Annotated in this window: 23 protein-coding genes; 18 read left to right on the top strand and 5 right to left on the bottom strand. The window is 36.2% G+C overall.

The window, feature by feature from the left end; genetic code table 11:
- Nucleotides 1–29: 29 nt before the first annotated feature.
- On the top strand, nucleotides 30–2,129 hold the full coding sequence (locus AC1DFT_RS01285) for a catalase (RefSeq protein WP_477916870.1): 2,100 nt from the start codon (nucleotides 30–32) through the stop codon (nucleotides 2,127–2,129).
- A gap of 177 nt (nucleotides 2,130–2,306) precedes the next feature.
- On the top strand, nucleotides 2,307–3,389 hold the full coding sequence (locus AC1DFT_RS01280) for an FAD-dependent monooxygenase (protein ID WP_477916868.1): 1,083 nt from the start codon (nucleotides 2,307–2,309) through the stop codon (nucleotides 3,387–3,389).
- Nucleotides 3,390–3,456: 67 nt separating this feature from the next.
- Here the strand turns inward: AC1DFT_RS01280 and AC1DFT_RS01275 are convergent, their stop codons facing one another.
- Both AC1DFT_RS01275 and AC1DFT_RS01270 read right to left on the bottom strand, forming a co-directional pair.
- The gene (locus AC1DFT_RS01275) at nucleotides 3,457–4,713 is read right to left on the bottom strand and encodes a TolB family protein (RefSeq protein WP_477916866.1); all 1,257 of its coding nucleotides are present in this window, start codon (nucleotides 4,711–4,713) and stop codon (nucleotides 3,457–3,459) included.
- Between the two features lie 102 nt (nucleotides 4,714–4,815).
- Nucleotides 4,816–4,980: a Spo0E family sporulation regulatory protein-aspartic acid phosphatase gene (locus tag AC1DFT_RS01270; protein ID WP_477916865.1), complete on the bottom strand. Its 165-nt coding sequence runs from the start codon at nucleotides 4,978–4,980 to the stop codon at nucleotides 4,816–4,818.
- A gap of 328 nt (nucleotides 4,981–5,308) precedes the next feature.
- Here AC1DFT_RS01270 and hslO point away from each other — a divergent pair, with 328 nt between their 5' ends.
- Both hslO and AC1DFT_RS01260 read left to right on the top strand, forming a co-directional pair.
- Nucleotides 5,309–6,187, top strand: a complete 879-nt coding sequence (gene hslO / locus AC1DFT_RS01265; protein ID WP_477916863.1) for an Hsp33 family molecular chaperone HslO — start codon at nucleotides 5,309–5,311, stop codon at nucleotides 6,185–6,187.
- A 125-nt stretch (nucleotides 6,188–6,312) separates the two neighbouring features.
- Nucleotides 6,313–6,747, top strand: coding sequence for a hypothetical protein (locus AC1DFT_RS01260; protein ID WP_477916862.1), 435 nt, complete (start codon nucleotides 6,313–6,315; stop codon nucleotides 6,745–6,747).
- A 4-nt stretch (nucleotides 6,748–6,751) separates the two neighbouring features.
- On the opposite strand, the gene AC1DFT_RS01255 is transcribed toward AC1DFT_RS01260, so the two are convergent.
- Nucleotides 6,752–7,390 carry a cupin domain-containing protein gene (locus AC1DFT_RS01255; protein ID WP_477916861.1) on the bottom strand — a complete coding sequence of 213 codons (639 nt, stop codon included), beginning with the start codon at nucleotides 7,388–7,390 and terminating at the stop codon, nucleotides 6,752–6,754.
- Between the two features lie 152 nt (nucleotides 7,391–7,542).
- On the opposite strand from AC1DFT_RS01255, the gene AC1DFT_RS01250 reads away from it, so the two are divergent.
- From AC1DFT_RS01250 to AC1DFT_RS01240, 3 genes are all read left to right on the top strand, one after another.
- Entirely contained in the window at nucleotides 7,543–8,325 is a 783-nt protein-coding gene (locus AC1DFT_RS01250) for an aminoglycoside phosphotransferase family protein (protein WP_477916859.1), read from the top strand.
- 100 nt (nucleotides 8,326–8,425) lie between these two features.
- Nucleotides 8,426–8,968 (top strand): NUDIX hydrolase, encoded by a 543-nt coding sequence (locus AC1DFT_RS01245; protein WP_477916857.1) that lies wholly within the window; start codon nucleotides 8,426–8,428, stop codon nucleotides 8,966–8,968.
- 200 nt (nucleotides 8,969–9,168) lie between these two features.
- Nucleotides 9,169–9,582: a GNAT family N-acetyltransferase gene (locus AC1DFT_RS01240; protein ID WP_477916855.1), complete on the top strand. Its 414-nt coding sequence runs from the start codon at nucleotides 9,169–9,171 to the stop codon at nucleotides 9,580–9,582.
- An 870-nt stretch (nucleotides 9,583–10,452) separates the two neighbouring features.
- On the opposite strand, the gene AC1DFT_RS01235 is transcribed toward AC1DFT_RS01240, so the two are convergent.
- Complete coding sequence (locus AC1DFT_RS01235; RefSeq protein ID WP_477916853.1) at nucleotides 10,453–11,847, bottom strand: sigma-54 interaction domain-containing protein; 1,395 nt, start codon at nucleotides 11,845–11,847, stop codon at nucleotides 10,453–10,455.
- Nucleotides 11,848–12,204: 357 nt separating this feature from the next.
- On the opposite strand from AC1DFT_RS01235, the gene AC1DFT_RS01230 reads away from it, so the two are divergent.
- From AC1DFT_RS01230 to AC1DFT_RS01180, 11 genes are all read left to right on the top strand, one after another.
- A complete protein-coding gene (locus AC1DFT_RS01230) occupies nucleotides 12,205–12,951 on the top strand; it encodes an SDR family NAD(P)-dependent oxidoreductase (RefSeq protein ID WP_477916851.1) in 747 nt (248 codons plus the stop codon).
- 185 nt (nucleotides 12,952–13,136) lie between these two features.
- On the top strand, nucleotides 13,137–13,916 hold the full coding sequence (locus tag AC1DFT_RS01225; protein WP_477916850.1) for an SDR family NAD(P)-dependent oxidoreductase: 780 nt from the start codon (nucleotides 13,137–13,139) through the stop codon (nucleotides 13,914–13,916).
- Between the two features lie 29 nt (nucleotides 13,917–13,945).
- Entirely contained in the window at nucleotides 13,946–15,346 is a 1,401-nt protein-coding gene (gene gcvPA, locus AC1DFT_RS01220; RefSeq protein ID WP_477916969.1) for an aminomethyl-transferring glycine dehydrogenase subunit GcvPA, read from the top strand.
- Nucleotides 15,347–15,362: 16 nt separating this feature from the next.
- A complete protein-coding gene (gcvPB, locus tag AC1DFT_RS01215; protein ID WP_477916848.1) occupies nucleotides 15,363–16,940 on the top strand; it encodes an aminomethyl-transferring glycine dehydrogenase subunit GcvPB in 1,578 nt (525 codons plus the stop codon).
- A 77-nt stretch (nucleotides 16,941–17,017) separates the two neighbouring features.
- A complete protein-coding gene (locus AC1DFT_RS01210) occupies nucleotides 17,018–17,740 on the top strand; it encodes an amino acid ABC transporter ATP-binding protein (RefSeq protein ID WP_477916847.1) in 723 nt (240 codons plus the stop codon).
- A gap of 43 nt (nucleotides 17,741–17,783) precedes the next feature.
- Entirely contained in the window at nucleotides 17,784–18,599 is an 816-nt protein-coding gene (locus tag AC1DFT_RS01205) for a transporter substrate-binding domain-containing protein (protein WP_477916845.1), read from the top strand.
- 42 nt (nucleotides 18,600–18,641) lie between these two features.
- Nucleotides 18,642–19,337: an amino acid ABC transporter permease gene (locus AC1DFT_RS01200; RefSeq protein ID WP_477916843.1), complete on the top strand. Its 696-nt coding sequence runs from the start codon at nucleotides 18,642–18,644 to the stop codon at nucleotides 19,335–19,337.
- Between the two features lie 49 nt (nucleotides 19,338–19,386).
- Nucleotides 19,387–21,039 (top strand): M20/M25/M40 family metallo-hydrolase, encoded by a 1,653-nt coding sequence (locus AC1DFT_RS01195; RefSeq protein ID WP_477916842.1) that lies wholly within the window; start codon nucleotides 19,387–19,389, stop codon nucleotides 21,037–21,039.
- 560 nt (nucleotides 21,040–21,599) lie between these two features.
- On the top strand, nucleotides 21,600–21,812 hold the full coding sequence (locus AC1DFT_RS01190) for a hypothetical protein (RefSeq protein ID WP_477916840.1): 213 nt from the start codon (nucleotides 21,600–21,602) through the stop codon (nucleotides 21,810–21,812).
- Nucleotides 21,813–21,985: 173 nt separating this feature from the next.
- Nucleotides 21,986–23,146 (top strand): LL-diaminopimelate aminotransferase, encoded by a 1,161-nt coding sequence (locus AC1DFT_RS01185; protein ID WP_477916838.1) that lies wholly within the window; start codon nucleotides 21,986–21,988, stop codon nucleotides 23,144–23,146.
- Nucleotides 23,147–23,190: 44 nt separating this feature from the next.
- The gene (locus AC1DFT_RS01180) at nucleotides 23,191–24,672 is read left to right on the top strand and encodes an aldehyde dehydrogenase family protein (protein ID WP_477916837.1); all 1,482 of its coding nucleotides are present in this window, start codon (nucleotides 23,191–23,193) and stop codon (nucleotides 24,670–24,672) included.
- A gap of 344 nt (nucleotides 24,673–25,016) precedes the next feature.
- On the opposite strand, the gene AC1DFT_RS01175 is transcribed toward AC1DFT_RS01180, so the two are convergent.
- Nucleotides 25,017–26,210 (bottom strand): sugar diacid recognition domain-containing protein, encoded by a 1,194-nt coding sequence (locus tag AC1DFT_RS01175; RefSeq protein ID WP_477916836.1) that lies wholly within the window; start codon nucleotides 26,208–26,210, stop codon nucleotides 25,017–25,019.
- Nucleotides 26,211–26,417 lie beyond the last annotated feature (207 nt).

Below are 26,417 nucleotides of genomic sequence, written 5' to 3'. Positions count from 1 at the left end.
TTACATATAGTATAGATGGAGCTTAATGAATGAAACAACTATACAAGAAAGGGGATTTAGTGGATAAAACGCCGGAAAACGATAAACCTAAAGTGGGTGCAAATAGTAAGGATATTCAGTTAGAACAGTTTCGAGTGAATAATGATGGGAAAAAGATGACGACCAATCAAAGCTTAAAAGTGTCGAACGACGAAGAATCACTAAAGGCTGGTGTTCGTGGACCGACGCTTATGGAGGATTTTCATTTCAGAGAAAAAATTACGCATTTCGACCATGAACGAATACCAGAAAGAGTTGTGCATGCAAGAGGGTACGCTGCACACGGGGAATTCGAATTGTATGAATCGATGACGGAATATACAAAAGCAGGATTTCTGCAAAAAGCCGGAACTAAGACACCTGTCTTTACGAGATTTTCAAATGTTGTTGGAAGTTCAGGTTCTTCTGACACTGTGCGAGATGTTCGCGGATTTGCGGTGAAATTTTACACCGAAGAAGGAAATTATGATCTTGTTGGCAATAATATTCCTATATTTTTTATCCAAGATGCATTAAAGTTTCCGGATCTTATACATGCGGTGAAACCAGAGCCACATAATGAGATGCCGCAAGCAGCCTCTGCACATGATACTTTTTGGGATTTTGTTGCTAACAATCAAGAATCAGCGGCTATGATTATGTGGCATATGTCTGATCGCACGATCCCGAAAAACTATCGTGTGATGGAAGGTTTTGGCGTTCATACTTTTCGACTTGTCAATGCCCAAGGGATAGCCAGATTTGTGAAATTTCATTGGAAACCGCTTCTAGGAGTCCATTCGCTTGTTTGGGATGAAGCCCAAAAGATTGCCGGGAAAGATCCTGATTTCCAGCGTCGTGATTTATGGGAATCCATTGAAAATGGTGATTTTGCCGAATATGAACTAGGTGTGCAAATGATCAACGAAGCGGATGAATTCATCTTTGACTTTGACATTTTAGATGCTACGAAAATATGGCCAGAAGAAATAGTGCCTGTTAAAATAATCGGCAAGATGACCTTAAATCGAAATGTTGACAATGTTTTCGCAGAAACTGAGCAAGTGGCATTCCACCCAGGAAATCTAGTGCCTGGGATTGACTTCACGAATGATCCACTTTTGCAGGGTAGGCTGTTTTCTTATATTGACACTCAGCTATTACGACTTGGTGGACCAAACTTTACAGAAATCCCTATTAATCGTCCTATTTGTCCATTCCATAATAATCAGCGAAATGGATTTAGTCGCCAGTCGATCAATGTGGGGCAAGTTAGCTACCACAAAAATTCCTTAGCAAACAACACACCTTCTACTAGTACTGCAAAAGAAGGTGGCTTTGTCCACTACGACCAAAAAGTAGAAGGGCGAGTTATACAGGCAAGAAGTGAGTCATTCAAAGATCATTTTTCGCAAGCAAGGCTTTTTTGGAATAGCATGTCTCCTCCAGAAAAACAACATATTATAAATGCATTCTCTTTCGAAGTAGGGAAAGTCAATGATCGAAATGTTAGACAGCAAGTAGTGGATATGTTCGCGCATGTCGACTTAGAAATGGCAAGTATTGTGGCAGACAATTTAGGTGTGAATAAACCAACTGGCCAGCAGTCTCAAGTAACAGCTTCTTCCCCTGCACTGAGTCAAGCAAATACAAGAAGAGTCCCTCAAACATTGAAAGTTGCTGTGCTCATTGGTAATGGATTCGATGTGGATGAAGTGGAATCAGTAGTCAAAACGCTAAGACGCTATGGTGTGCAGTTTACGATTGTTGGGGAGAAATTTGGAATAATTAGAAGTAAAGATCGCTTTAAGGTACGAGTGAATGAAACCTTCCTCACGACAGCCCCTGTACTATTCGACGCTATATATGTAGTAGGAGGAACGGCTGAAAATCAAGGGAAATTTAATTCAGATTTAATTTATTTCATTGACGAAGCGTTCAAACATTATAAACCGATTGGTGTTGCGACAACAGGAGTGCCATTTTTCGATGCATCAATTGCAAAAGCCGGACCTGGAATTGTATCTGCTTCAGACAATGATGATTTCGATAAAATGTTCCTCCAAGCTATTGCGCAACAACGATTTTGGGACAGAGATATTTATAAATAGTTATGATAGAATAGTATAAGTCGCCCTGTAATAAATAAGGTGCGGCTTTTTCCTATTGTCTGTCATTTGACTAATGTAGATTGTAATTATATACTAACTTACGATAGGTAAGCTATACGTTTTAATGGATAAATTGACGATAAAATGGTTGATATTCCATAGCAGGAGGATTGTTAAGTGAATTTTAAAGTAGATGTATGTATTGTAGGAGCTGGACCAGGAGGGGCATTGCTTGCGTATTTACTTGCAAAGAAAAATGTTTCGGTCATACTACTAGAACAACATGCGGCCGTAGGTAAGGCGTTTCGCGGTGAACATTTAAATGAAGAAGGCGAGACGATTTTAAAAGAGCATGGACTTTTTGAGAAAATAGAAAAACAAGGTTTACTCCGTATGGAAAAACTAGAATATTGGCATGGTGGGAAAGCTTTTAAAACTATTTTACCAGATCCGCAAATAGGACATTTAGGCATACATGTTCCACAAATCCATTTGTTATCTGTCTTGTTAGAAGCAGCAGAAGAATATCCAGCATATCGCTCGATGATGAATACGAAAGTGGTCGAATTGTTAAAGGATGAATCTGGCAACTATAATGGGGTTCGAGCGGTCCATGATGGAGAAGAAATGGTCATTGACTGTCAGCTCGTTGTTGGTGCAGATGGTCGGTATTCAACTGTACGAAAAAAAGCGGAAATTGATACAACGATTAGAAAACATGGATTTGACCTGCTTTGGGCGAGAATTCCAGCTCCTGACAATTGGGAACCTTCGATCAGAATGGCATTAATAGGTGATAAGCAATTGTCTTTGTTTACCCAAGCAAAAGGTTTTATCCAAATAGGGTGGAATATTGTAGAAGGATCATTTCCACAGTTACGCAAACAACCGTTTACTCCTTTTATTGAACAACTAGTGGAAGCATTTCCAGAGTTGGAAGAAACGGTCCATAATACTATTCAATCATGGAAAGATTTTGTGTTATTAGATGTTTTTAGTTCTACAAGTGAAAGTTGGGGGGAAAACGGTGTTGCTTTGATCGGCGACGCTGTGCATACGATGACACCAACAGGAGCTTTTGGTTTAAATAGTTCGCTTAAAGATGCAGATTTTTTAGCATCCCTTATAGATAAAAATTATATTGTCAAACTGAATAATATGGAATGTGCAAATCAAAGAAAAATCGAAGTACAGAAGTTACAAGCAATCCAAATTGAGAAAGAGCAGACATTTGCTTCGAACTTTGCTATCGTTGTATAACAGATTAACGCACTACTATACACACTATGGCTAACTTAAAAAGCCGATTGTATAGAAGTGCGTTATTTTATTTTTCTGGAAAAAAACTATATACACCGATATTTTCTATCCAAACTTTCGCGTTGTTGCCGTTTGGGTCCGCTTTCCATAATTCGGACGTATTATCTAGGTACTCTATTTGTCTCGACCATGTAATTTGGTTAATAGTAGGTAGGTATATTGGTTGATAATCCCCTTTTCCTTTAGGTGGTGCAGTTATCTTTACTTGTTCATTTCCAGACAGTGGAACAAGATATAAAGAAGGTTGTGGACGTTTTGTAGGGGCATTGGACCATTCTGTTTCTGGTACCCTAGAAACAATGAATGAATCATCATTCACCCATGAAAAACCCATATCTGCGTACTTTTCAGGTGTAAGATCCAAGGTAAGAAAAGAAGGAAGTTCCGTAACGTTTAAGTTTTTGTTATTAAACCCATATACAATCCTTCCACCGCCTGCAATATAACCAAGATAGTTTCTGTTAAATGCCCATTTTGAATCAAATCCTAAAGCCATCTCATCGATGACATTAAATTGTTTTCCATCGGAGGAAAGAATGCAAAGCATATCGCTATCCATAGCCCATGAGGCAGTAGGTGACACCCTAAAAGATATCCATTGGCCATTTGGCGAATAATGAAATGAATTAGCGTTTATCGAAATGATTTTCACTGTGTCCGTACCAATCTCTTTTGGAATGACAAACAGCTTTTTCACATTTTTCGTCAAGTCTTTAATATTCATATAATTAACTGCTAAAGCAATTGAATATATCACTGGATTTGTCCATCCATCTGGCCGGAGAACAGCACCTGATGAAGTGATGAATCCTTTTCCGTTCGGATGCCATTCATAATCATCTATCCCTAAGGCGACGTTATTGAAGCTCTTTAAATTCGATATATTTAATACGCCACCATCCGTAAAAGCAACGATATTTGTGGTTGGCGACCATTTTGGATTATAGCCATCATAAAAGATTTTTTTATGTGTTTTCGTTTGAATTGTATAAACCCATAATTCATTTGATGTTTTGTTGGAATTGATTATATTTCCAGGTACTTCCTTTTGGTATAAAATCATTTTACCATCAAATGACCACTCGGGAGGATAATTGTAAGTAGCTTTCTCGTTCGTGATTTTCACTTCTTTGTTATCGTCTTTAAGCCATAAATAACCGTCCCTCTCAAAGGCAACTTTTACACTTGATATGTCCGTTTCAGCATTAATAATGGATGGTGAAAATAACCAGAAGATAAGCAATGCCTGAAGAATTTTTGCCATATTGTCACCTCAGGAATTAGATTTCCCGTTAGTTAAATATTTATCCAAAATAAAACCGACTATCTTCCAATTAAGGAAGGTAAATCGGTTTTTAAAGTAATTCTATGAGGCTATTTTTTGATACTTATTTAGTAATATGTCTAGTTCTTGGCTACATGATACGACAGTAGGGTGTGTAAATCCATGGTCTTTTGCTTTTTTGTACATGATTTTTCTTTTTAGTGCAATTTGAAATAATAGAGCTTTTTCATCTAAGTAACTAAACACGGTATTTCCTCCAAACAATATTTTAAATCTCGAATAGATATCCGTTTTTTCTGTGGTTTCCAAACCAACTTTTATATTGTAAACCAAATAAAATGCAAATTTTGTCGCATGATGACAAAAATCGATAAGTTCATAAAATTGTCACAAATGATAAGCATATTTAAAAAAAAAAGCGAAAATGAATCGTTATATCTATGCAAATTTAATGTGAATAGATTGACTTTTTTGGCGAAGTTTAATCTGTTTACTTCTGAAGAAATACAGATTATCGTATTTGCATGTAGATCGTTAAGCTTTTCGTTAAATTGTTTGTGAAAGGAGAATAAATATGAATGATTATGTAGTAAAAGCAATTGCACTGCAAGATCAAGTTAGAGCATATGCCATACGCTCAACCGAAACAGTTAGTGAAGCACAGCGCCGTCATGAAACGCTTCCTACTTCATCAGTAGCTCTTGGGCGTTCTATGACTGCAGGGGCCATCCTTGGCGCTATGATGAAAGGGGAAGAAAAATTAACGATTAAAATTGATGGAGGAGGTCCCATTGGAACGATTCTTGTCGACGCAAACGCAAAAGGGGAAGTGCGTGGCTATGTATCTTACCCGCAAACCCATTTTGAAATGACAGAGTCAGGTAATTTGGATATCAAGCGTGCGGTTGGAACTAGCGGGACTCTTTCTGTTTCGAAGGACGTAGGGATGAACCAGCCATTCGTTGGACAAGTTCCTATTGAAACGGGAGAAATTGGAGAAGATATTACTTCTTATATTATGAATTCGGAACAAACGCCTTCATCCGTTGGTGTGGGGGTCCTGGTAAACGAGGACTATACGATTCAAGCGGCAGGTGGTTTTATCCTTCAATTATTGCCAGGAACCTCAGATGAAACGATTCAAATTATAGAAAATCGTTTACAACAGCTCCCTTCGATTACTTCGATGGTAGAAAATGGACTTACACCTGAAGAGATGTTAGAGGAAGTGCTTGGTGCAGGCAATGTAAGTATTCTCGAAAGAATGCCGATTCACTTTCAGTGTCAATGTTCAAGAGATCGAATTGCAAATGCAATTATTAGTTTAGGACAAGAGGAAATACAAGATATGATTGAAGAAGATGGGAAAGCAGAAGCCCAATGCCATTTTTGTAATGAGTACTATTTATTTACAAAAGAGGATTTAGAGCAATTATTAGGGGAAACAATTTAAGAAGCTTTTGGACTGTATTGATATTTCTTTTATCAAGCAGTCTTTTTTTGTTAAATTAACTCGTTCGGTGGAGGATTTCCTAATAACATGGAGAATATTACTACATATGGAAGGAGTTCTTCATATTGAATTATTTTTGGACGCTGAATTTAGTAAGTGCTTTCTATGCATTTATATTATTCATTTCTATCGAATTACAGTTAAATTTTTATCGAATTTGGCGTATCAGTGGGTGGGAACCGGGCTCGGTAAACCTGTTGACTAGCGTTTTACATATCGCCGGCTTCGTGCTACTCACTTATTTGGTCTATTTTTTCAATAAAAAATGGCTGCGGAATAGAAATTCGAAATATTGGACAGCCATTCTTTGGATACCTTATTTAATAGTCTTTTTATACATATTCGCCAATCTATTTCCCATTACAAATCGAGGTGATACACCAGCTCCTGTAACAGGACTAATCTTGTTGGCACAGTTCGTTAGTTATCCGCTTTATTTAGCTTTTGTTTATTATTTTAGCGATTTTTTGGTTAGTGAACCAGAGAAAATTCAGGGGTAACACGCTAACAAGTCGGGTGGTTATACGGAGTGTACGGTTGAATTGGATACCACTGATTAACATTAGGATGTATATAGTTTGGATAATACTGCATGTTACTTCCGGTTGCTTTGTGGCAATTTTTTGGTGGTCCAATATAGGTTGATGCTTGAACAGGTTCAATCGCTTCGTTCCATTGATTTTCGTCCATACAGTAAGTGTGTGCCATAATGTTCGATGGTGTTAATTTTATTATGTCGGAACCTAGGATTACTTCAGGTGTTGACGCATTAAAAATTGCAAGTACATGCGTCCGTTCTTCTGTAGCCATTTGATAATGCCACCAGCCTTGTGGAATATTGGCTACTTGACCAGGTGTAATTGTGTAATGTTGATATTGCTTGGTAAATGGATTCAAGATGGAAACTGCCATTGCGCCAGAAATACAATATACTAGTTCGGAAGCATTTGGATGGTAATGTGGTTCAATATTATTGTTTGTGCTAAGAAAAATATCGATTAATGATAAACCGTCCAGTGTGTTAAGCTGCCCGACTCCTAAAATATTCATAAAGTTAAAATTGTCTTTTTTAAAGAAAAGATTATTATTTACATCAAAAGTGAACTGGGTGGATGGGGAAGTGTAGTCGATAGAAGAATCCATATCTCAACCTGCCTTTTTCCAATAGTAATGTGATGTAGGCACATTCTTTGCATCATATGTAGAAGCCCAATTTTTTGTGCTTTTGTCCCTGTGACCCGAACAAATTAAAATTGATCGGGCACAGGGACAATTAAAACTGAAAGGAGCTACCTATGAATCAACATATAAATCCGACGATTTCAGCATTTTTTGAACCAATATTAAGTAAAGTACAGTCATTTTCATTTCCCAAAAGGCAAGGGGCAACTTCAGAAGTAATATTCTTACATACTGATAACGGACAATTTGTTTGCAAGATTGCAAAAAAGTCACCTTATCGGGATTGGCTGAAAAAGGAAGCAGATGCAATGAACTACCTAAATGAAGTTACAAACTTGCCAATTCCTATTTTCTATCAATTTACTGAAACGACAGATGAGAGCTATTTACTCATGAGTCGGGAAAATGGAATTCCATTAAGGGAAGCTCTCCAACAAACTTTGCACGATTCAGGAAAACTTGAAATAATGGAAAGTTTCGGTGTGCTCTTAAAGCAATTACACGAAACACAACCACCTGCTTCATGGGTTACAGAAACACCTTGGTTAGATCAACAATTAGAGGTTGCTACATATAATTTGCAAAACTATGATGTAGATGGTGATCAAGCATTACTTGAGAAATTAAAAAAGCAAAAACCTATACCTTCTAAACAAACGCTTATTCATGGTGATTGTACAATTGATAATGTGCTCGTTTTAAATGGAAAGGTACATATGTTGATTGATTTGGCTGCAGCTGCATATGGAGATCCACGTTATGATATTGCACTAGCTACCCGGTCTATTCGAAACAGTCAAGAAATGATCGATGCATTTTATAAAGGCTATGGACTTCAAACTATAACATCAGAAGAGTTTACGTATTTTGATGAAGGTTTGTATGAATTTTTTTAGCAGAGTAGAACGGTATTCCAAAGTCGGTGTTTAAAAATTCAGTGGCTGTTGTTGCGGCTAATTATAAACAAAGTAGTATAAATCGTTAGGAGAATATTAGATGAACAGATGGAAAACACTTGATTCAAGCTATGTCTTTAAAACACCATTTGGAAATTTGAGGAGAGATGATTGTGAACTGCCGGATGGGCAAATAATAGAGAATTATTACGTCAACGAATATGCAGATTGGGTCAATGCAATCGTTCTCACAAAAGAGAAAAAGATTGTCCTAGTAAAACAGTATAGATATGCTGCACAAGAATTCTTTTTAGAAATACCTGCTGGTAAACCTGAGGAAGATGAAACGTATGAAGACGCTATATTAAGAGAGATAAGAGAAGAAGCGGGATTTATTTCAGAAGAGAAGCCTATATTATTAGGGGAGTTTTATGTTAATCCGGCAACACAAACGAATAAAGTAATTACTTTTTTAATCGTTGATGCATTTGAGGCCTTTGATCAAGAACTAGATCCTACAGAATTTATTGATGTACATTTGGTTGATTTACATGATATGGAAGCTATGATTGCAACAGGCGAGATCAATCAGTTATTCACTGTAAGTGCTTACTATATGTCTAAATCGCGTATAACAAAATGATTGCAGGAAATGTGGAGTTACGATTGGTCGATAATTCATGGGATATATCTGATGAAATTCAAAACATTACATTGAATTGGTCTTTGTGTAAAATGCGTTTCGCACAAAAAAGTTGAGTTCCATGCGAATCATTTTAAATAGACTGACTTCGGAAAAGTAGTAAAGTCATAGTAAAACCGATTTAAAGGAGCTACTCTAAGATGAATTATGGAATTGTAGAGAAGTTAGACGAAAATCAATTAATAGAATTACAAAGATTATTTAAAAACGAATGGTGGACGCAGCATCGTGAGCTTCCGGAAATTAGAAAAATGGTGAACAACAGTAGTGTAGTGATAGGTTTGATTAATAATGAAACGGAAGAATTAGTAGGATTTGCTAGAGTAATTACTGACACTATATATAGGGCGTTTATATTTGATGTGATGGCTCAAGAAAATTTCAGAAATAATGGAATAGGTACGATTTTAATGAACTACATCTTGGAACATCCGCTTGTTCGAGAAGTCGATAGGCTGGAACTTTACTGTCCTGATAGATTAGTTGGCTACTATGAAAAGTTCGGATTTACAACGGATGTTAATGGTAGTAATTTAATGAGATTAAGAAAATAATTTTGTTTATATCTAGAGTGATGATAGCGACCGATTTATTTTATGATAGGTTATAGTTGTTTCATGCAGTGATTTTTAACATTAATAATTACTCCCACTTGTTATTTTAACTTCGGTAACAATTAATAATAAAACAAAATCACACTTACTTTTATTATCATCCATACTGATTTTACCTTTAGCATTTCTTCTTATCGCTACTCTAGGTTTTAAAGTTTGGGGATTAATATATTTATTTTTTAAGACGGCAACTGCAGTGTTCTATGCAAGAAACTTAAATGGTTATCCGACTTACACTTTTACAAATTTCACCAATAGAATAGCTTGGATTTAGTGTTTTTGGTCAGTAATTCTTCAATCAGTTCAGGTTTACAATGTATTAAATCAGTGAAGTTGGGACTAAAAGAATTCAGTAAATAAAAAAACGAACTATCCTTGAAACTCAAATTTATTGTTTCGTAAAAATTGGGTTTTCGATTTTTATTGCTTACATAAATTAAAAATAATTTGGCTTTTTATAAAGGGCAGGTTAGTTATGTCCTAGCTTCTTTCTCTGCGCGTTAAGCACCGGGATACTAGAGCCCATGTCTAAAGGCATACTGAAAAGGTGCGCCAACAGGACACCGCATTCACATGACCACTAAAGTTGTTCTATTTTTTCGCTTTCTTGGTTACATCTCTTCACTTGTGGACGGATCAATGAATTCTTTCATCATCATCTGATCCTCTAAAATATCTTCTTGAATAAATATTCTATTGTATAGCAATTGAGAGTGGAAATATTGAATGGCATAATACCAGCAGAACTATTGAGAAATACTTATAGCTTTATGCCATTCAATTGACGCTAATATTATGAGATAAAGTTAATCAGGACAGAATTTGATGCTTTTCCAACTTTCGATAAAGTGTTCGAATACTAACTCCTAAATCCTTTGCAACCTGTTGCTTTCCATTGTAATCGGACCCATAGACATTAAGTTTTTGGGTTATTATCTCTCTTTCTGCATCTACTAAATCTACATTCTTTGGTGGGCTCTGAACATCTGTGCAACATGCTAAAAGGTATGGGGGAAGTGATTGTTCACTTAAATGATTTTCTGATTCAAAATTCATACTATATTCGATAACGTTTTCAAGTTCTCTTAAATTACCTGGCCAGTGGTAGCTAGATAGCACTTCCATAAAACCATTAGTACATGAGTTAAAATGTTTACCGGATCTATGTCTCAAGTTTTCTTTCATTTCTTCTACTAGTAAAGGCAAATCTAATAGCCTTTCTCTTAAAGGTGGTATCGTAATTGGAATCACGTTTAAACGATAAAATAGGTCTGATCTAAACTTTTTTTCTTGTATTAATTCTTCCAGTGGTTGATTTGTAGCGGCGATTATCCTTGCATTAACCTTTTTGATACTAGTTCCGCCAACCCGTTGGATTATCCCATCTTGTAAAACTTTCAATAGCTTAGATTGTAAGTGGATGGGAAGCTCTGCAATTTCATCTAAGAATAATGTTCCGTTATCCGCAGATTCAAAATAGCCTTTTTTGCCACCCTTTTTAGCGTTTGTAAACGCACCGCTATCGTAACCAAATAATTCACTTTCAAATAAACTCTCTGGTATACTTGCACAGTTTATTTCTACTAGGGGTCCGCTACTCACTGTGCTATTTTCATGAATATACTTTGCCAACATACTTTTCCCAGTACCGGTCTCACCTGTAATGAGTATTGTAGATGTACTATTTCGTATTTTCTTCACTAATTCTGTAATATGTTTAAATGCTTGACTGTTTCCAAAAATATAGTTACCTGAAGTATAAATAGGAGATAGGTTGCTTTTAAATTCATTAGAATCCCTCAAAATGGATATAATGATATCTTTTAAACGAGTTAACCATTCAGTGTAGAAGTCTTTTTGTTCAATTAACACACTTTTATTTTGATGGGATAGACTAACGAATGAAAGATATCCAAACTTTTCACCATTTAACATCATATCTTGAATAAGTTCTGCTTTCGAAGGGCAATTATTAAAAAAATGGCATCCTTCACACATTTTCATATCACCTGGCTGATGAAGTAGAGTGATGTGATTTCCGTATATTTTATCAAAAAAAGGAGCATGTACCTTCATTCCTTTTTGGTTAATATAATCCTCGGTAGCGGCTATTAAACGCCCCGCTTTATCAAAACAGGCAATATCGACTTGTAGAAGTCCTGAAAATGCTTGAATCACTTTTGAAATTGAACTTAGTAAAATCACTAAATCACCCCTATAAATTTATCTCCATTAAAAATTAATTGTATTCATAAAATTCGGAATTATCAACGATAAAATAATGATTATGTCATGTCATGTCTTTTGTCAATAGTGTCATAAGGATTTTACTGTTATCCCTTTTGATTTTGACTTATTTCCTATTTATCATCAGCCTTGTAGTTCATCTACTCTTGTTGGCATAGAAATTGCATAGTTGATATGTATATACAGTTTCAGAAAATTCAGCGGTGCAAAAATATTTGTACCTTGAATAATTATGGAGGAAGTAGATGAGGAAATTACTAACAATGTAATCTTTAAACAAAATAATATGCTGAAATACGAAAGGTGGATTCAAACATGAGCAATTATCAAGAAAGTCTAAGAAATAAAAGTGTTGTTATAACGGGAGGCGCGAGTGGAATTGGTTTGGCTACTGCTCTTCGATTTGCAGATGAAGAAGCTATTGTCACTATTATTGATAACAATAAAGAATCGTTAGATAGAATATTGAGTGAGTATCCGAATATTAAACATGGAATCGTTGCTGATGTAAGTAATTACGAAAGCGTACGTGATGCATTTTTAAAGATTGATCACTTGAATGGCGCTATAGATATTCTTATTGCTAATGCCGGCATAAGTGTACGATCTAGTTTTCTTGATATCACTCCGGAACAATGGAATAAAGTAATTGGAGTTAATCTGAATGGTATATTTTATGCTGCACAAGAAGCAGCAAAAAGAATGATTAAACAAGAAAATGGAGTTATTTTAATGACAGCTTCTACTAATGGTTTAGTTGGTCACCCCAATTATGCGGATTACAATGCATCTAAAGCTGGTGTGAATCTTTTAGCACGAACTATGGCATTGGAATTAGCACCAACAATTCGTGTGAATACAGTTTGTCCAGGGTATGTACTTACTCCAATGCAAATTGCGGAATATACCCCAGAAGCATTAGAGCAGGTAAATGAGAAAATTCCATTAAAACGACATGCTCAACCTGAAGAGGTTGCTGGATTATTTGCTTTCTTAGCATCTTCAGAAGCGAAGTATATTACAGGACAACATATTCCAATTGATGGTGGAGAGCTAGCATAATCTCAAAAGTTTAATAGAAATGACATAGATGACAAAATAGCGAACCTTTTGTCATCTATGTCACTAATTATTCAGGTGATTATTTCTACGAGTTAGCAATCTTCTTTGTTTAATATATATTTTTTAAATTTAAAAGTTGGCATACAAATTGCAATATTATTTACGTAGAAAGGGGAGGACTGAATTTGAATTACGAAGACTTATTAGGGATAAAAAATAAAGTAGTAGCTATTACAGGTGCTGCATCTGGGATAGGTTTAGCTACTGCAAATTTATTTGCGGAACTTGGGGCTTCAGTAGCCTTAATAGACATTAACGAAGAGCAAGGAAAAAAAGTTGCTGCAGATATAAATAGTAAAGACGTAAACGCAAAATTTTACAAATGCAACGTAACATCTTCGGAAGACTGCAAAGCAACTGCTAAAAAAATTGAAGATGACTTCGGTAAAATTGATGTACTTTTTAATAATGCAGGAGTCATTCGCCGAAAAACGGTAGTCGATCATACAGAAGAAGATTGGGATTTAGTATTAAATGTTTCTTTAAAAGGGGCATTTCTTCTATCAAAATATATTATTCCTATCATGGATAAAAACGGTGGGGGAAGTATCGTTAATACTGGGTCAGGATGGGGATTGAAAGGTGGAGACTTGGCAGCGTCCTACTGTGCGGCAAAAGCAGGTGTTGTGAATTTAACAAAAGCAATGGCTATTGATCATGGGCCACAAAATATTCGAGTGAATTGTATTTGTCCAGGGGATACAGACACACCTCTCTTAAGAGATGAAGCAAAACAATTAAAACATGATGAGGATACTTTTTTAGCATCTTCTGCAGTTGATAGACCACTAAATAGAATTGGAACCCCATTAGATATCGGGAAAGGTGTACTGTTCTTGGCTAGTGATATGGCTTCTTGGGTGACGGGAACAGTTCTTACAGTTGATGGCGGAGGCCTAGCATAATAAATGAGGAGGAAATTGTTATGAAAGAATTGAAAAAAGTTGCACATCCTTATATTCCAAATACAGTACCTGAAATCAAAGAGCAAATGTTAAAAGATATTGGAGTAAAGAAAGTTGAGGAGCTATTTGCTGGGATTCCAGAGGAGCTGCATTACCGTGAAGACATGGATATTCCGAAAGCGCTTTCAGAGCATGAACTTCGCAGATATATGAATAGGTTGATGTCAAAAAATGTTAGTACGACTGAGTATTTGAACTTTTTAGGTGCTGGTTGTTGGAATCATTTTGTCCCTGCAATTTGTGATGAAATCAATTCTCGTGCCGAATTTTTAACTGGTTATGCTGGAGATCCATATGAAGACCATGGTCGATATCAGGCACTTTTTGAGTATCAGAGTTTAATGGCTGAATTAGTTGATATGGATGTTGTCAATGTACCGACCTTTGACTGGGCGCAAGCAGCTTCTACATCGATTCGCATGGCAGGTAGAATTACAAATCGAACGGATGTATTACTACCTAAAACAATATCTCCTGATAGGTTAAAAGTAATTAAAAACTATTGCTCACCAAATTTAAATGTCCATTTGATTGACTATAAAGAAGACTCTGGACAAATTGATCTGGAAAATTTGGAAAAAAAGCTTTCGTCTAATACAGCTGCTGTCTACTTTGAAAATCCTTCCTACTTAGGATTTTTAGAAACACAAGGTCAACAAATTAGTAAACTCGCAAAAAAACAAGGAGCTATAACAATTGTTGGAGTGGATCCAAGCTCTCTAGGTATTGTCGAACCACCTAGTCACTATGGTGCTGATATTGTTTGTGGTGACCTTCAACCACTAGGAATGCATATGAACTATGGTGGTGGTCAATCAGGGTTCATTGCAACCCACGATGATATCAAATTTGTGCAAGAATACCCATCCAGATTATTTGGAATTGCACCTACAGTTGTAGAAGGTGAATATGGGTTTGGAGATGTCTACTATGATCGAACTTCCTTTGCACAAAGAGAAAAAGGAAAAGAATCTGTTGGTACACAGACAGCGCTTTGGGGAATTACTGCGGGAGTTTATTTATCCCTAATGGGACCAGATGGAATGTATGAACTAGGTAAATCTATAATGCAAAAATCTCAATATGCAATGCAACAGATAGGTAGTATTCMAAATGTCGTTGCATCACGATTTGAGTCTACTAGTTTTAAAGAATTCGTTGTTGACTTCTCTTATACAGGAAAGTCAGTTAAAGAGATTAATAAGTATTTGCTTGATAACGGAATTTTTGGAGGGAAGGACCTTTCGGAAGATTTTCCTGAATTACAACAAAGTGCTCTATTCTGTATTACAGAAATTCATACAAAAGATGATATAGACTACCTCGTTTCAAATATTAAACAGTGCTTAAATTCAAAGGGAAATAAATAGAAAAGGATGATTGACGATGCAAAAAATAAATCGTGAACATAAAGTGCGAAATTTTCATCAGGCAAAATGGGATGAACCGGTTATTTTTGAACTTCATAACAGTGGTGAAAGAGGTGTCACGCTTCCGGAGGTTGAGTGTGAAATTGTAGATTGTGTAGGTGATGGGATATCGGCTCTACCTGCATCATTAATAAGAAAGTCGGCACCTAAACTACCTGAAATTTCGCAAAATAGAGTTCTTCGACATTACCTAAGACTTTCTCAGGAAACACTAGGAGCAGCTTTTAACGTTGAGATAGGTCAAGGTACTTGTACAATGAAATATTCACCTAAAGTGAATGAAGAAATCGCATCATCTCCTAAAATGACAGAGCTTCATCCACTACAAGACGTTAGTACAGTGCAGGGTCTTTTAGAAGTAACACATAAATTGGATCTATGCATGAGAGAAATTTCTGGTATGAATCACTTTTCATTTCAGCCGGGAAGTGGGACTCAGTCATTGTTTACGATGGCTTCCATTGTTCGTGCTTACCATGAAAGTAATGGGGAAGGCGAGCAACGAGACGAAATTATAACAACTATCTTTTCACACCCATCTCAAGCTGCAACTGCAGCTGTAAAAGGATATAAAATTATTACACTATATCCCGATAAAGATGGCTTTCCTGATCTTGAAAAGTTAAAAGAAGTTGTGTCTGAGCGTACAGCAGGTTTTGTCGTTGCGAATCCTGAGGATACAGGTATTTACAATACGCGTATTAAAGAATTTACAAAAGTAGTTCGAGATGCAGGAGGTATTTGCTATTACGATCAAGCGAATGCAAACGGTTTGTTAGGAATTACGAGAGCCAAAGAGGCAGGATTTGATATGTGTTTCTTCAATCTTCATAAAACATTCTCTACACCACACGCATGCGGTGGCCCTGCAACAGGGGCGCTAGGTGTAGTTACAAAATTAAAAGAGTTTTTGCCTGGTCCTATTGTTGAAAAACAAGGAGATCAATATATCTTAAATAGTGATATGAAGCACAGCATTGGAAAAGTTCGTTCATTTCAGGGAGTGCCTCAAATGGTCGTCCGTGCATATGCCTGGATTCGTTCACTTGGTGCAGAAGGATTAAAAGATGTAGCTGAAATCGCTGTCTTGAATAACAATTACCTGTATCATCATATTCAAAAAATTCGTGGTGCGAGTGCTCCATATATTAATGGTCAACGATTGGAGCAAGTGCGGTATAGCTGGGAACAGTTGGCGAGAGAAACAGGGGTAACAACTGATGATATCTCAAGGAGAATGGCTGATTTCGCACACCAGTATTGGACCAGCCATCATCCATATGTGGTACCTGAGCCGTTTACGCTTGAACCAACAGAGTCAACATCTAAATCAGATTTAGATGAGTACATTGCTTCATTAACACATATTGCAAATGAAGCCTATGAAAATCCTGAAATAGTAAAAAATGCACCTTATAATAGCACTATTCACCGAGTAGATGAGCAAGATTTCTTTGAAAACCCTGAAAAATGGGCAATTACATGGAGATCGTATTTAAAAAAGAGTAAAGAAATAGAAAAAATAAAGTCATAAGGTTTTCTCCCCATTAACGCATCTATATAGCCTGTTAATGGGGAGTCATTGATATTAAAAGTAAGGTGGTGTCTCACGTGATAAAAGTGAAGAACTTGAAAAAATCTTTTGGGGATTTAGAAGTACTAAAAGATATAAATGTGGAAATAAATCCAAAAGAAGTAGTTGTTGTCATAGGACCTTCTGGATCAGGAAAATCAACATTTTTGCGTTGTTTAAACAAATTAGAAGAGACAACTTCTGGAACCATTCTATTAAATGAAATTAATCTTACAGATAAAAAAATTAATATTAATAAAGTACGAGAAGATATCGGGATGATTTTTCAGCAGTTCAATCTATTCCCCCACAAGACAGTTTTAGAGAATATTATTATTGCCCCTATGAAAATACGAAAAAAAAGCAGAAAAGAAGCAGAAGAGATAGCATATGGTCTTCTTGAAAAGTTGGGCTTAGTTGATAAAGCAGAAGCTTATCCTGACTCGCTTTCCGGAGGGCAAAAACAAAGGATTGCAATAGCTAGATCACTTGCAATGGAACCAAAAGTAATGCTTTTCGATGAACCGACTTCTGCACTCGATCCTGAAATGGTTGGAGAAGTTCTAAATGTGATGAAAGAACTTGCCAAAGAAGGAATGACAATGGTTGTTGTTACGCATGAAATGGGGTTTGCGCGTGAGGTAGGGGATCGTGTAATTTTTATGGATGAAGGCTATATCATCGAGGAGGCCTGCCCAACCCAATTATTCAGTAAACCTCAACATGAACGAACAAAGGCATTTCTATCGAAAGTTTTATAAGAAATAACAAATAGTTTGTAAATATTGAGATGGAGGAAAAATGATGAAAAAGAATTCTTTATTCGCTGTAATGATATTATGCACAACTCTTATTTTGTTATTAGCAGGATGCGGTATCAAGGAAGATTCATCGAATGCAAGTGCTGACGTGAAAGATAGTGAAGAGGACTTGAAATTAGTGCATGATGGAAAACTAACTTTTGCGATGAGTGGGTTACTTAAACCATTAAACTATAAGGATAATGACAAACTTGTTGGCTTTGATGTTGAAATTGGAACCGAAATTGCAAAACGTATTGGGCTCGAACCAAATCCGGTAACAAATCCTTGGGAAACAATACTTCAAGGGTTAAAAGGAAATAAATATGATGTAATCATAGGAAGTATGACTGCTACAGAAGAACGATTAAAACAAGTTGACTTTTCTGACCCATATTACATTTCCGGTGCACAAATTTTCGTCGCAGAAACAAACGACACCGTTAAATCCAAGGATGATTTGGGTGAGAAGTCAGTTGGTGTAATGCAAGCAAGCACACATAAAGAAGTAGCAGAAACATTATCGAACGAAGTGAAAGGATACCCAAGTGAAATATTTGCTTTACAAGATTTAATACCAGGACGTATCGATGCAGTCATTACTGATAAAATTGTGGGAGTCTCCGCTATCAAGGAACAGGGAATGAAAATAAAAACGGTAGATGGTGTTCTAAATAGAGAAGAAATTGCTGTAGCAATTAATAAAGATCATCAAGCTTTATTAGATAAGATTAATGAAGCGATTGCTGAAATTATAGAAGATGGTACTTACGAAAAAATAAGTATGAAATGGTTTGGTGTAAATATAATGGAGGACTAAAAGAGTAACTATATGATCCCTTTGTAAAGGAGATAACTTACAATGAAATTCATCGAAAGTATTGTGTCCATTATCCAAAAACATGGAATTGCTTTTTTAGAAGCAACTACTATAACGATATCTATAACAGCTGTTTCTTTAGTAATTGCAACTGTAATAGGATTAGTATTTGCCTTCTTTAAAGTATCGAATATTTGGATACTTGTGAAACTAGCTGATTTCTATATCTTTATAGTTCGTGGTCTTCCATTAATAGTATTAATCATGTTTCTGTATTACGGAATTTCCAGTGTTATTGTTTTAAGTGATTTTATCGCTGGTGCGGTTGCATTAGGGATTCATTCTGGTGCATATTTAGCAGAAATTTTCAGAGGGGCAATCCAATCTGTTGATAGAGGTCAAAACGAGGCAGCACGATCGCTTGGAATGACTGCACCTTTAACAATGAGTACGATAATTTTGCCTCAAGCTTTCAAACGAGCGATTCCTGCATTAGGTAATCAATTTATCATCGGTCTTAAAGATTCTTCTCTTGTTGCATATATTGCTGTTACAGAGCTATTCAGTCATGCACTAACAGCCTCAGCTGAAAACTATATGCCATTTGAGACTTACTTAGTTGTAGGTTTCTATTATTTAGCATTAGTATTAATATTCACTCTATTACTCAATTACCTTGAGAAAAGATTAGATACGGGAGGAGTAGGCAGAAAATTAAAAAAGAAAGCCTTCTCTTAATGATATAATAAGTCTAGTATGTAAAGTGTCCAGAAAAGGAGTATGAATTATGATTTCTATAAAAAATGAAGTATTAAAATTGACGGAAGAACTTGTAAAAGTGGAAAGTATTGTAGAAACGTCAGGCGAAATCGATGCGGCTAAGAAAATATATAAAATGATTGCTGAGATGCCTTATTTTCTCCAAAAACCTGACCAAGTAATACTTTCAAAAACAAGTGAAGACCAATTGGAAAGATATAATGTCTTGGCATTTGTAGAAGGCACAAAGGAGAAAAGTAACAAAAAAACAGTTATCCTAATGGGGCATCTAGATACAGTTGGTATCGATGATTATACAAATTTAAAAAATGTTGCATGTAATCCAGAAGAGCTAATGATAAAATTACAAGATGAACAACTCCCACATTTAGTAAAAAAACAGCTAGACTCAGGAGAATGGTATTTTGGTAGAGGTGTATTAGACATGAAAAGTGGTGTAGCTAGCCATATGTCACTGCTAAAATATTTCTCTGAACACCCAGAGGAATTAGCTGGAAATCTAGTTTTCTTTTCTGAATGTGACGAAGAGGTAAGTTCCAAAGGTGTTTTATCAGGACTTAAAGATTTGAAAAAATGGAAAGAAGAGCGTAATTTCGAATATATAGGACTAATAAATTCGGATTTTGTTTCTCCTTTATATGACGGGGATGTGAATCGTTATATTTATAAGGGAACTGTTGGTAAATTACTTCCTTCTTTTTTCATTACTGGAGCGGAAACACATGTTGGTTCTGCCTTCGAGGGATTAGATCCAAATTATATTGCAGCGGAATTAACAAGACAAATTAGCTATAATCCGGAATTATGTGATCGCCATTTAGGTGAAACACCTGCTCCTCCAATTTCTTTAAAGCAAATGGATTTAAAACCTAACTATACAGTGCAAACTGCACTTTCGGCTTATGTATATTTTAATCTATTCGTGCATTCATGGTCTCCTCAAGAGGTTTTAACCAAACTTACGGAACAAGCAGTAACCGCTTTTGAAAACGCTATCAAAACTTTAAATGAACGATATGAAAGTTTTTGTAAACTAAGTGAGCAACCTTTCAAGCAATTACCATGGAAATCAAGAGTAATTTTGTACGAAGAAATGACGAAATCATTAAAAGAAGAACATGGGAATGTTTTTGTAGAACATATGAATAAATTTAAAGCGAATTTACTACTAGACGATAGCTTAGATACGAGAATGTTCGCAGCTAGGGTTGTGGAAGAGGAATGGAAATGGATGAAAGATCAAAGTCCAGCAATTATTTTGCTTTATTCATCCCTTTATTCACCTTGCTTGGACCTTACAGGTAAAAATCAAAACGAAGAAAATCTGATCTCCGCTTTAGATCAGGCTATAGAAACCGTGCAACCGCAATACAAATACCCAATTGTTTCTAAAAATTATTTCCCTTATATTTGCGACATGAGTTGTGTTGCTTTGAAAGATGATGAAAAATCTATCCAATCAGTGATTAATAATAATCCTGCTTKGGGTACAAAGCATTACGTAAATTATGAGGACATAAAAGAGATAAATGTACCTGCTATTAATATTGGACCGTATGGTTATGATGCGCACAAACGATATGAACGTATGGAAATTGAATACTCAACTGAGATCATTCCATCAATTACAAAGGAAATAATTAAAACCCTTATCGGTTAATTGACTTTCAAATATAAACATTTTAAGAATGTAGACAAATACGTAATAAACGAGTTGTTTACATTCTTACTTTTTCCAAAGAAAAAAAGTAAACCGCCCCTGAAGCCTAGCAAGCATGGGAAGGTTTACTCGTCCTAATTGCTGATCGCCTTTGAAGCGATACTATTTTATTACAAGACTGTTTGGTGTTGTCGCACCGAGCAGTCTTTTTTAATATACGCTGCTATTATAACGTAATGACAGGTGAAGTGTAACTAAAATCCGCTTTTTACTGTGTTGGTGAAGTTACTTTAAGTGAGTGTTGAGGAAGGGAAATTTAAATTGCATCCAGAAATTATATATAAGATAAGTTATCATTTTTTTGCAGTTAGTGTGCATAACCTATTACCAGGTGTGGCAATTTTCTTTTTTGTTTTTTTCAGAAATAGTATTCTGTTCCGTTGAAATGACGAAGGGCAAACAGGTTTCATCGTCTAAACAGGATAGTGTTGCACTGCTTTAATGTTCTCTTCAACTGCGACAAATAGCATCTGTACTTTGTTAACGAAAAGAGGGGGGAAATGAGAGATATTACAGCTAAACTAATGCTTTTTTTATTATCAGTAGTTATATTCATCATTCTTTGGAAATTCATGCAATATATTTTTAATGTCTTTGTTCCATTTAATCCAATGACGGAGCTGATTTCATTTGTAGTAATTGTGATCATGATACCTACCTCCATGATTTTAGCAAATAGTAGTTTTTTGTTATTTCAAAAATCTTTTAAGTAGAAGTGATGTTTTATGAGTCATGTTTTCCTATATGTACAATATATATGAAATTTCCTTATGTTTTTGAGCGGATCTTTGTGCAATACAACTATAGTATTGGTCGTTGGAAATCTGTAAATTGGAAGTAGGAATACAGTTAGTTAGATGAAAATTCAAAAAAGGTAGGTGACTTTGTGAATTATCAATCGAATCGAATGGGGCAAATTCCACCTTATTTGTTTGCAGAAATCAATAAGAAAAAAGCTGCAATGATGAAGGCGGGAGTTGATGTTATCGATCTGGGAATCGGTGATCCTGATCTTCCGACACCTCCCCATATCGTGGATAAATTAGCGGAAGAACTGAAAGAGCCGAGTAATTTTAAATATCCTAGTTTTATAGGGTGTGTAGAATATAGGCAAGCGGTAGCCGATTTTTATTCAAGACAATACAATGTAGATCTTGATCCTGAAACGGAAATTTTGGCGCTAATAGGATCCAAGGAAGGGATTGCGCATTTAATCCCTGCACTCATTGATCCTGGTGATTACGTATTAATACCAGATCCGAGCTATCCTGTATACAGAATGGCTACTTTACTAGCAAATGGTCAGTATTATGATATGCCTTTGTTAAAGGAAAACAATTTCGAACCGGATTTTAGTTTAATTCCTCAGCATATCTTGGAACAATCGAAACTTATGTTTCTAAATTATCCAGGAAATCCAACTTCAGCTACTGTTGACATAGAATTCTTCAACCGAGCTGTTGCATTTTCCATAAAACACGGCATCCCGATCGCACATGATTCTGCTTATAATATGGTTACCTTTTCGGGTTATACAGCCCCAAGTATTCTCCAAGTGGCGGGGGCAAAAGATGTTGCGGTTGAGTTTGGTTCATTTTCCAAAACATATAATATGACCGGACTGCGAATCGGATACGTTGTTGGAAATAAAGAAATTATTAAAGCGCTTACTATACTCAAAAGTAATACAGATACCGGTCAATTTACAGCGGTTCAAAAGGCGGCAGCTTTTGCGCTAAACAGTGATCAAAGTTGTATTGCCGAACATAATAGCATATATAAAGAAAGGATGGACGCAACGATAGAGGGCTTAGCGTCTATTGGAATAAAGGTCCATCCACCTAAAGGAAGCTTCTTCATATGGGCGCAAGTCCCAGAAGGTTACACATCTTCTGAATTTGTTACGAAGGTGCTCGAAAAAACTGGCGTTATCCTTACACCTGGAAATGCTTTTGGTCCTTCTGGTGAGGGCTATTTCCGTCTATCTTTATCCGTTCCAAATGAAAGATTATTTGAAGCTATCAATAGAATTAAAGAAAATTTATAAGTGGTAGGGTACAAAATAGTTTTCTAAAAATGGGAGGAATTTATATGAAAAAATATCTAAATTACATTGACGGCGAGTGGAGCGAATCATCTTCAGGGAAATATGTAGAGATTTTAAACCCTGCAAATGGAGAAGTACTTGGAGAAGTGACACAATCGACGAAAGAAGATGTAGATCGTGCGGTTCAAGCAGCTAAGAAGGCACAAAAAGAATGGCGTCTAGTTCCTGCCCCTGAACGAGCAGAGTTTTTATATAAAGTTGCATTCCTTTTAAAAGAACGTAAAGAAGAAATTGCACAAGTATTAACAAGTGAAATGGGCAAAGTGATTGAAGAGGGAAGAGGAGAAGTGCAAGAAGCGATTGATATGGCCTTTTATATGGCAGGGGAAGGTCGTCGTCAATTTGGTGATACCGTTCCATCGGAGCTTCGCAATAAATTTGCCATGAGTATGCGAGTACCAGTTGGGGTAGCGGGTTTAATCACACCTTGGAATTTCCCAATTGCGATTGCCTCCTGGAAGTCACTGCCAGCACTTGTAACTGGAAATGCAGTTGTTTGGAAACCGGCAACGGAAACCCCAATGACCGCTTATGAGTTTACTAAAATTTATGAAGAGGCGGGTCTACCAAATGGCCTACTAAACCTTGTTAACGGTTCAGGAAGTGTTGTAGGAAATGCTATGGTCGAACATCCAGGTATAGATCTGATCTCTTTTACTGGTTCGAATGAAGTCGGTAGTGCTATCAATGCACGTGCTGGTGAGTTATTAAAACGAACATCTCTTGAAATGGGCGGTAAAAATGCGGTGACAGTATTAGCAGATGCTGATTTAGATCTTGCAGTGGATAGTATTTTATGGGGGGCATTTGGTACAAGTGGTCAAAGGTGCACAGCTACGAGCAGAATCATTGTTCATCAAGAGGTGAAAGCGAGTCTTGAACAAAAACTTGTAGAACGTATTGGAGAATTGACACTAGGCGATGGTGCGGACGAGTCGGTGAAAGTGGGTCCTGTTATTAATCGTTCTTCTCTTGAAAGAATTCATGAGTATGTGCAAATTGGTCAAGAGGAAGGCGCTCGTTTACTTGTCGGTGGACATATAGTTTCCGATAATGGGTTAGATGGTGGAAACTTTTATGCTCCGACTATTTTCACGGATGTGACTCCAGAAATGCGAATTGCGAAAGAAGAAATCTTTGGACCAGTTGTCTCTATTATTTCTGTTACTAGTTTAGAAGAGGCAATTGAAGTTAATAATAGTGTAGAGTTTGGTTTATCAAGTTCCATCTTTACTGCTGATGTTAATCGTGCCTTCCAAGCAATGCGGGATCTAGATACCGGTATTGTGTATATTAATGCTGGAACAACTGGTGCTGAAATTCATCTTCCATTTGGGGGAACTAAAGGGACTGGAAATGGACATAGAGATTCTGGTGTAGCTGCACTGGATGTTTATACAGAGTGGAAGTCCGTTTATGTCGATTACAGTGGTAAATTGCAAAGAGCACAAATTGATAACAACTAATAAGCATAAAAAAACTGCCTATCCTTGCTTTTTCAAGGGTGGGCAGTTTTTTTGTACGAGATATTGGGATAGCGTTTCTTCATCATCGCTGTCTCACTCCGAGTATACTTGCTATTTTAAGAACTGGTTGCTTTGATTGACAATTTGGTTGCTCTCGGGCGGATCTGGTTGCTTTTGAGTTGATTTAGTTGCTTTTCGGCTAGAATTGGTTGCTTTCAATGCCCGATTAGTTGCCATTATCCATTTATTGGATTTATTGCGTTTACTTACGTCGCATTATCCCCATTTCGTTCTCTTCATTCCATTCAAAATTAACATTTGCTATATCGGTTAAGAGAAGAGTCTCACAATTGGTTATATTCATACTGTTTCAAAGCCAAATAAAGAAGTGTGCATTGTTTGAATGATTGGAGATCGATATTTAGTAATTGTTGAAGTTGCTGAATCCGATATATTAGTGTGTTGCGATGAATATAAAGTTTTTTGGATGCTTGACTCATGTTCAGCTGTTCTTCGCAATAGACGAGGAAACTTTCGATGAGTGCTGATCCGTTCGCATGTTTGCTAAGTTTTTCAATGTAATTATCAAGTGTTTTCTTGGAAGGTAGGTTTATTTCTTCTACTAAAGCTAACGATAGTAAATTCCAGTCATCGATGGAGACTATCGACTGTTGAAATTTATTTCTTCTTGCAATAGCTAGTGCCTTTCTCGCTTGTTCATAGGACTGGTGGATTCCAGCAATTGTGGTGAAGCAGTCACCATAAGACATCATAAAATGTTTGTCTAAATCTCTTTTTTGTAAAAATCCTTGTAAAGAATCCGTTGCATAATCTAGCTTGCTTTTTACTGCTTTTATATCTTCTGAATTTAGGTGTTTTAAGATAAGCCATTGACCGGAATGCATTGGTAAAACGATATCTTGTTCATGTTCAACAAATAGATTTGTTAAACATAAGAAAAATTCTTGTTCCGTTTGTGTAAATGTTTTCATTTGGTGGATGGAAGAAGGCGGGTTAGTCGTGATGGAAATGTCCAATAAAATACAACGTCTAGTTAAACCAAGTGAAAATCCATGCATTTCGCAATAGCCTTGAATTTCTTTACTATCTTGTCCTTCTTTATAGCTAAGAAGCAGTTGAATGAAACTTTGAATCGTTTCCATTTTGGAAATGACCGATTTGGAGCGAAAATTTTCTATTAGAAGCATTTCGATATGAGATTGTACGAATTGTACATAGCGCTCAACTGTTGCGGGCTCCCCTATCAGACCCAGCACACCAATCGTTTGTTGTTGAAAACTTAGTGGAGCAGCAATTCCAGGTAAGACATTTACAAGTCCCGTAGTTTGTTCTTTTGAAAAAAACATCATTTTTCCTGACTTGGTTACTTCCGGAGTTACCATATGATATGAACCTATGCGCTTATTGTCTGTACTACCAATAATCTTTCCGGCTTGATCCGTAATACTGATAGGGATATCCAATATAGAAGAAACTTGTTCCACGACTGATTGTGCAAAGTGCCCAGAGAATTGCAATACATTCACTCCTTGATATTGTTATGTTTTAAATGAGATTTCTGTATTTTCTGAATCCTTACTACTTTTTATTGTATCAGAATTATATGCACAATGAATATTTTCAATGAAAATCTTTCTACTAAAATAGAGGAAAGGTAATTAAAAAGTTAAGGGGCGATTCTTATGTTGGATTTTTAGTAAATATAATTCTTATACAAGACATAA

Source organism: Psychrobacillus sp. 05T411, from assembly GCF_056396485.1.
Note: the sequence above shows the minus strand (reverse complement) of the source record. Positions and strands in the feature narration are given on the sequence as shown.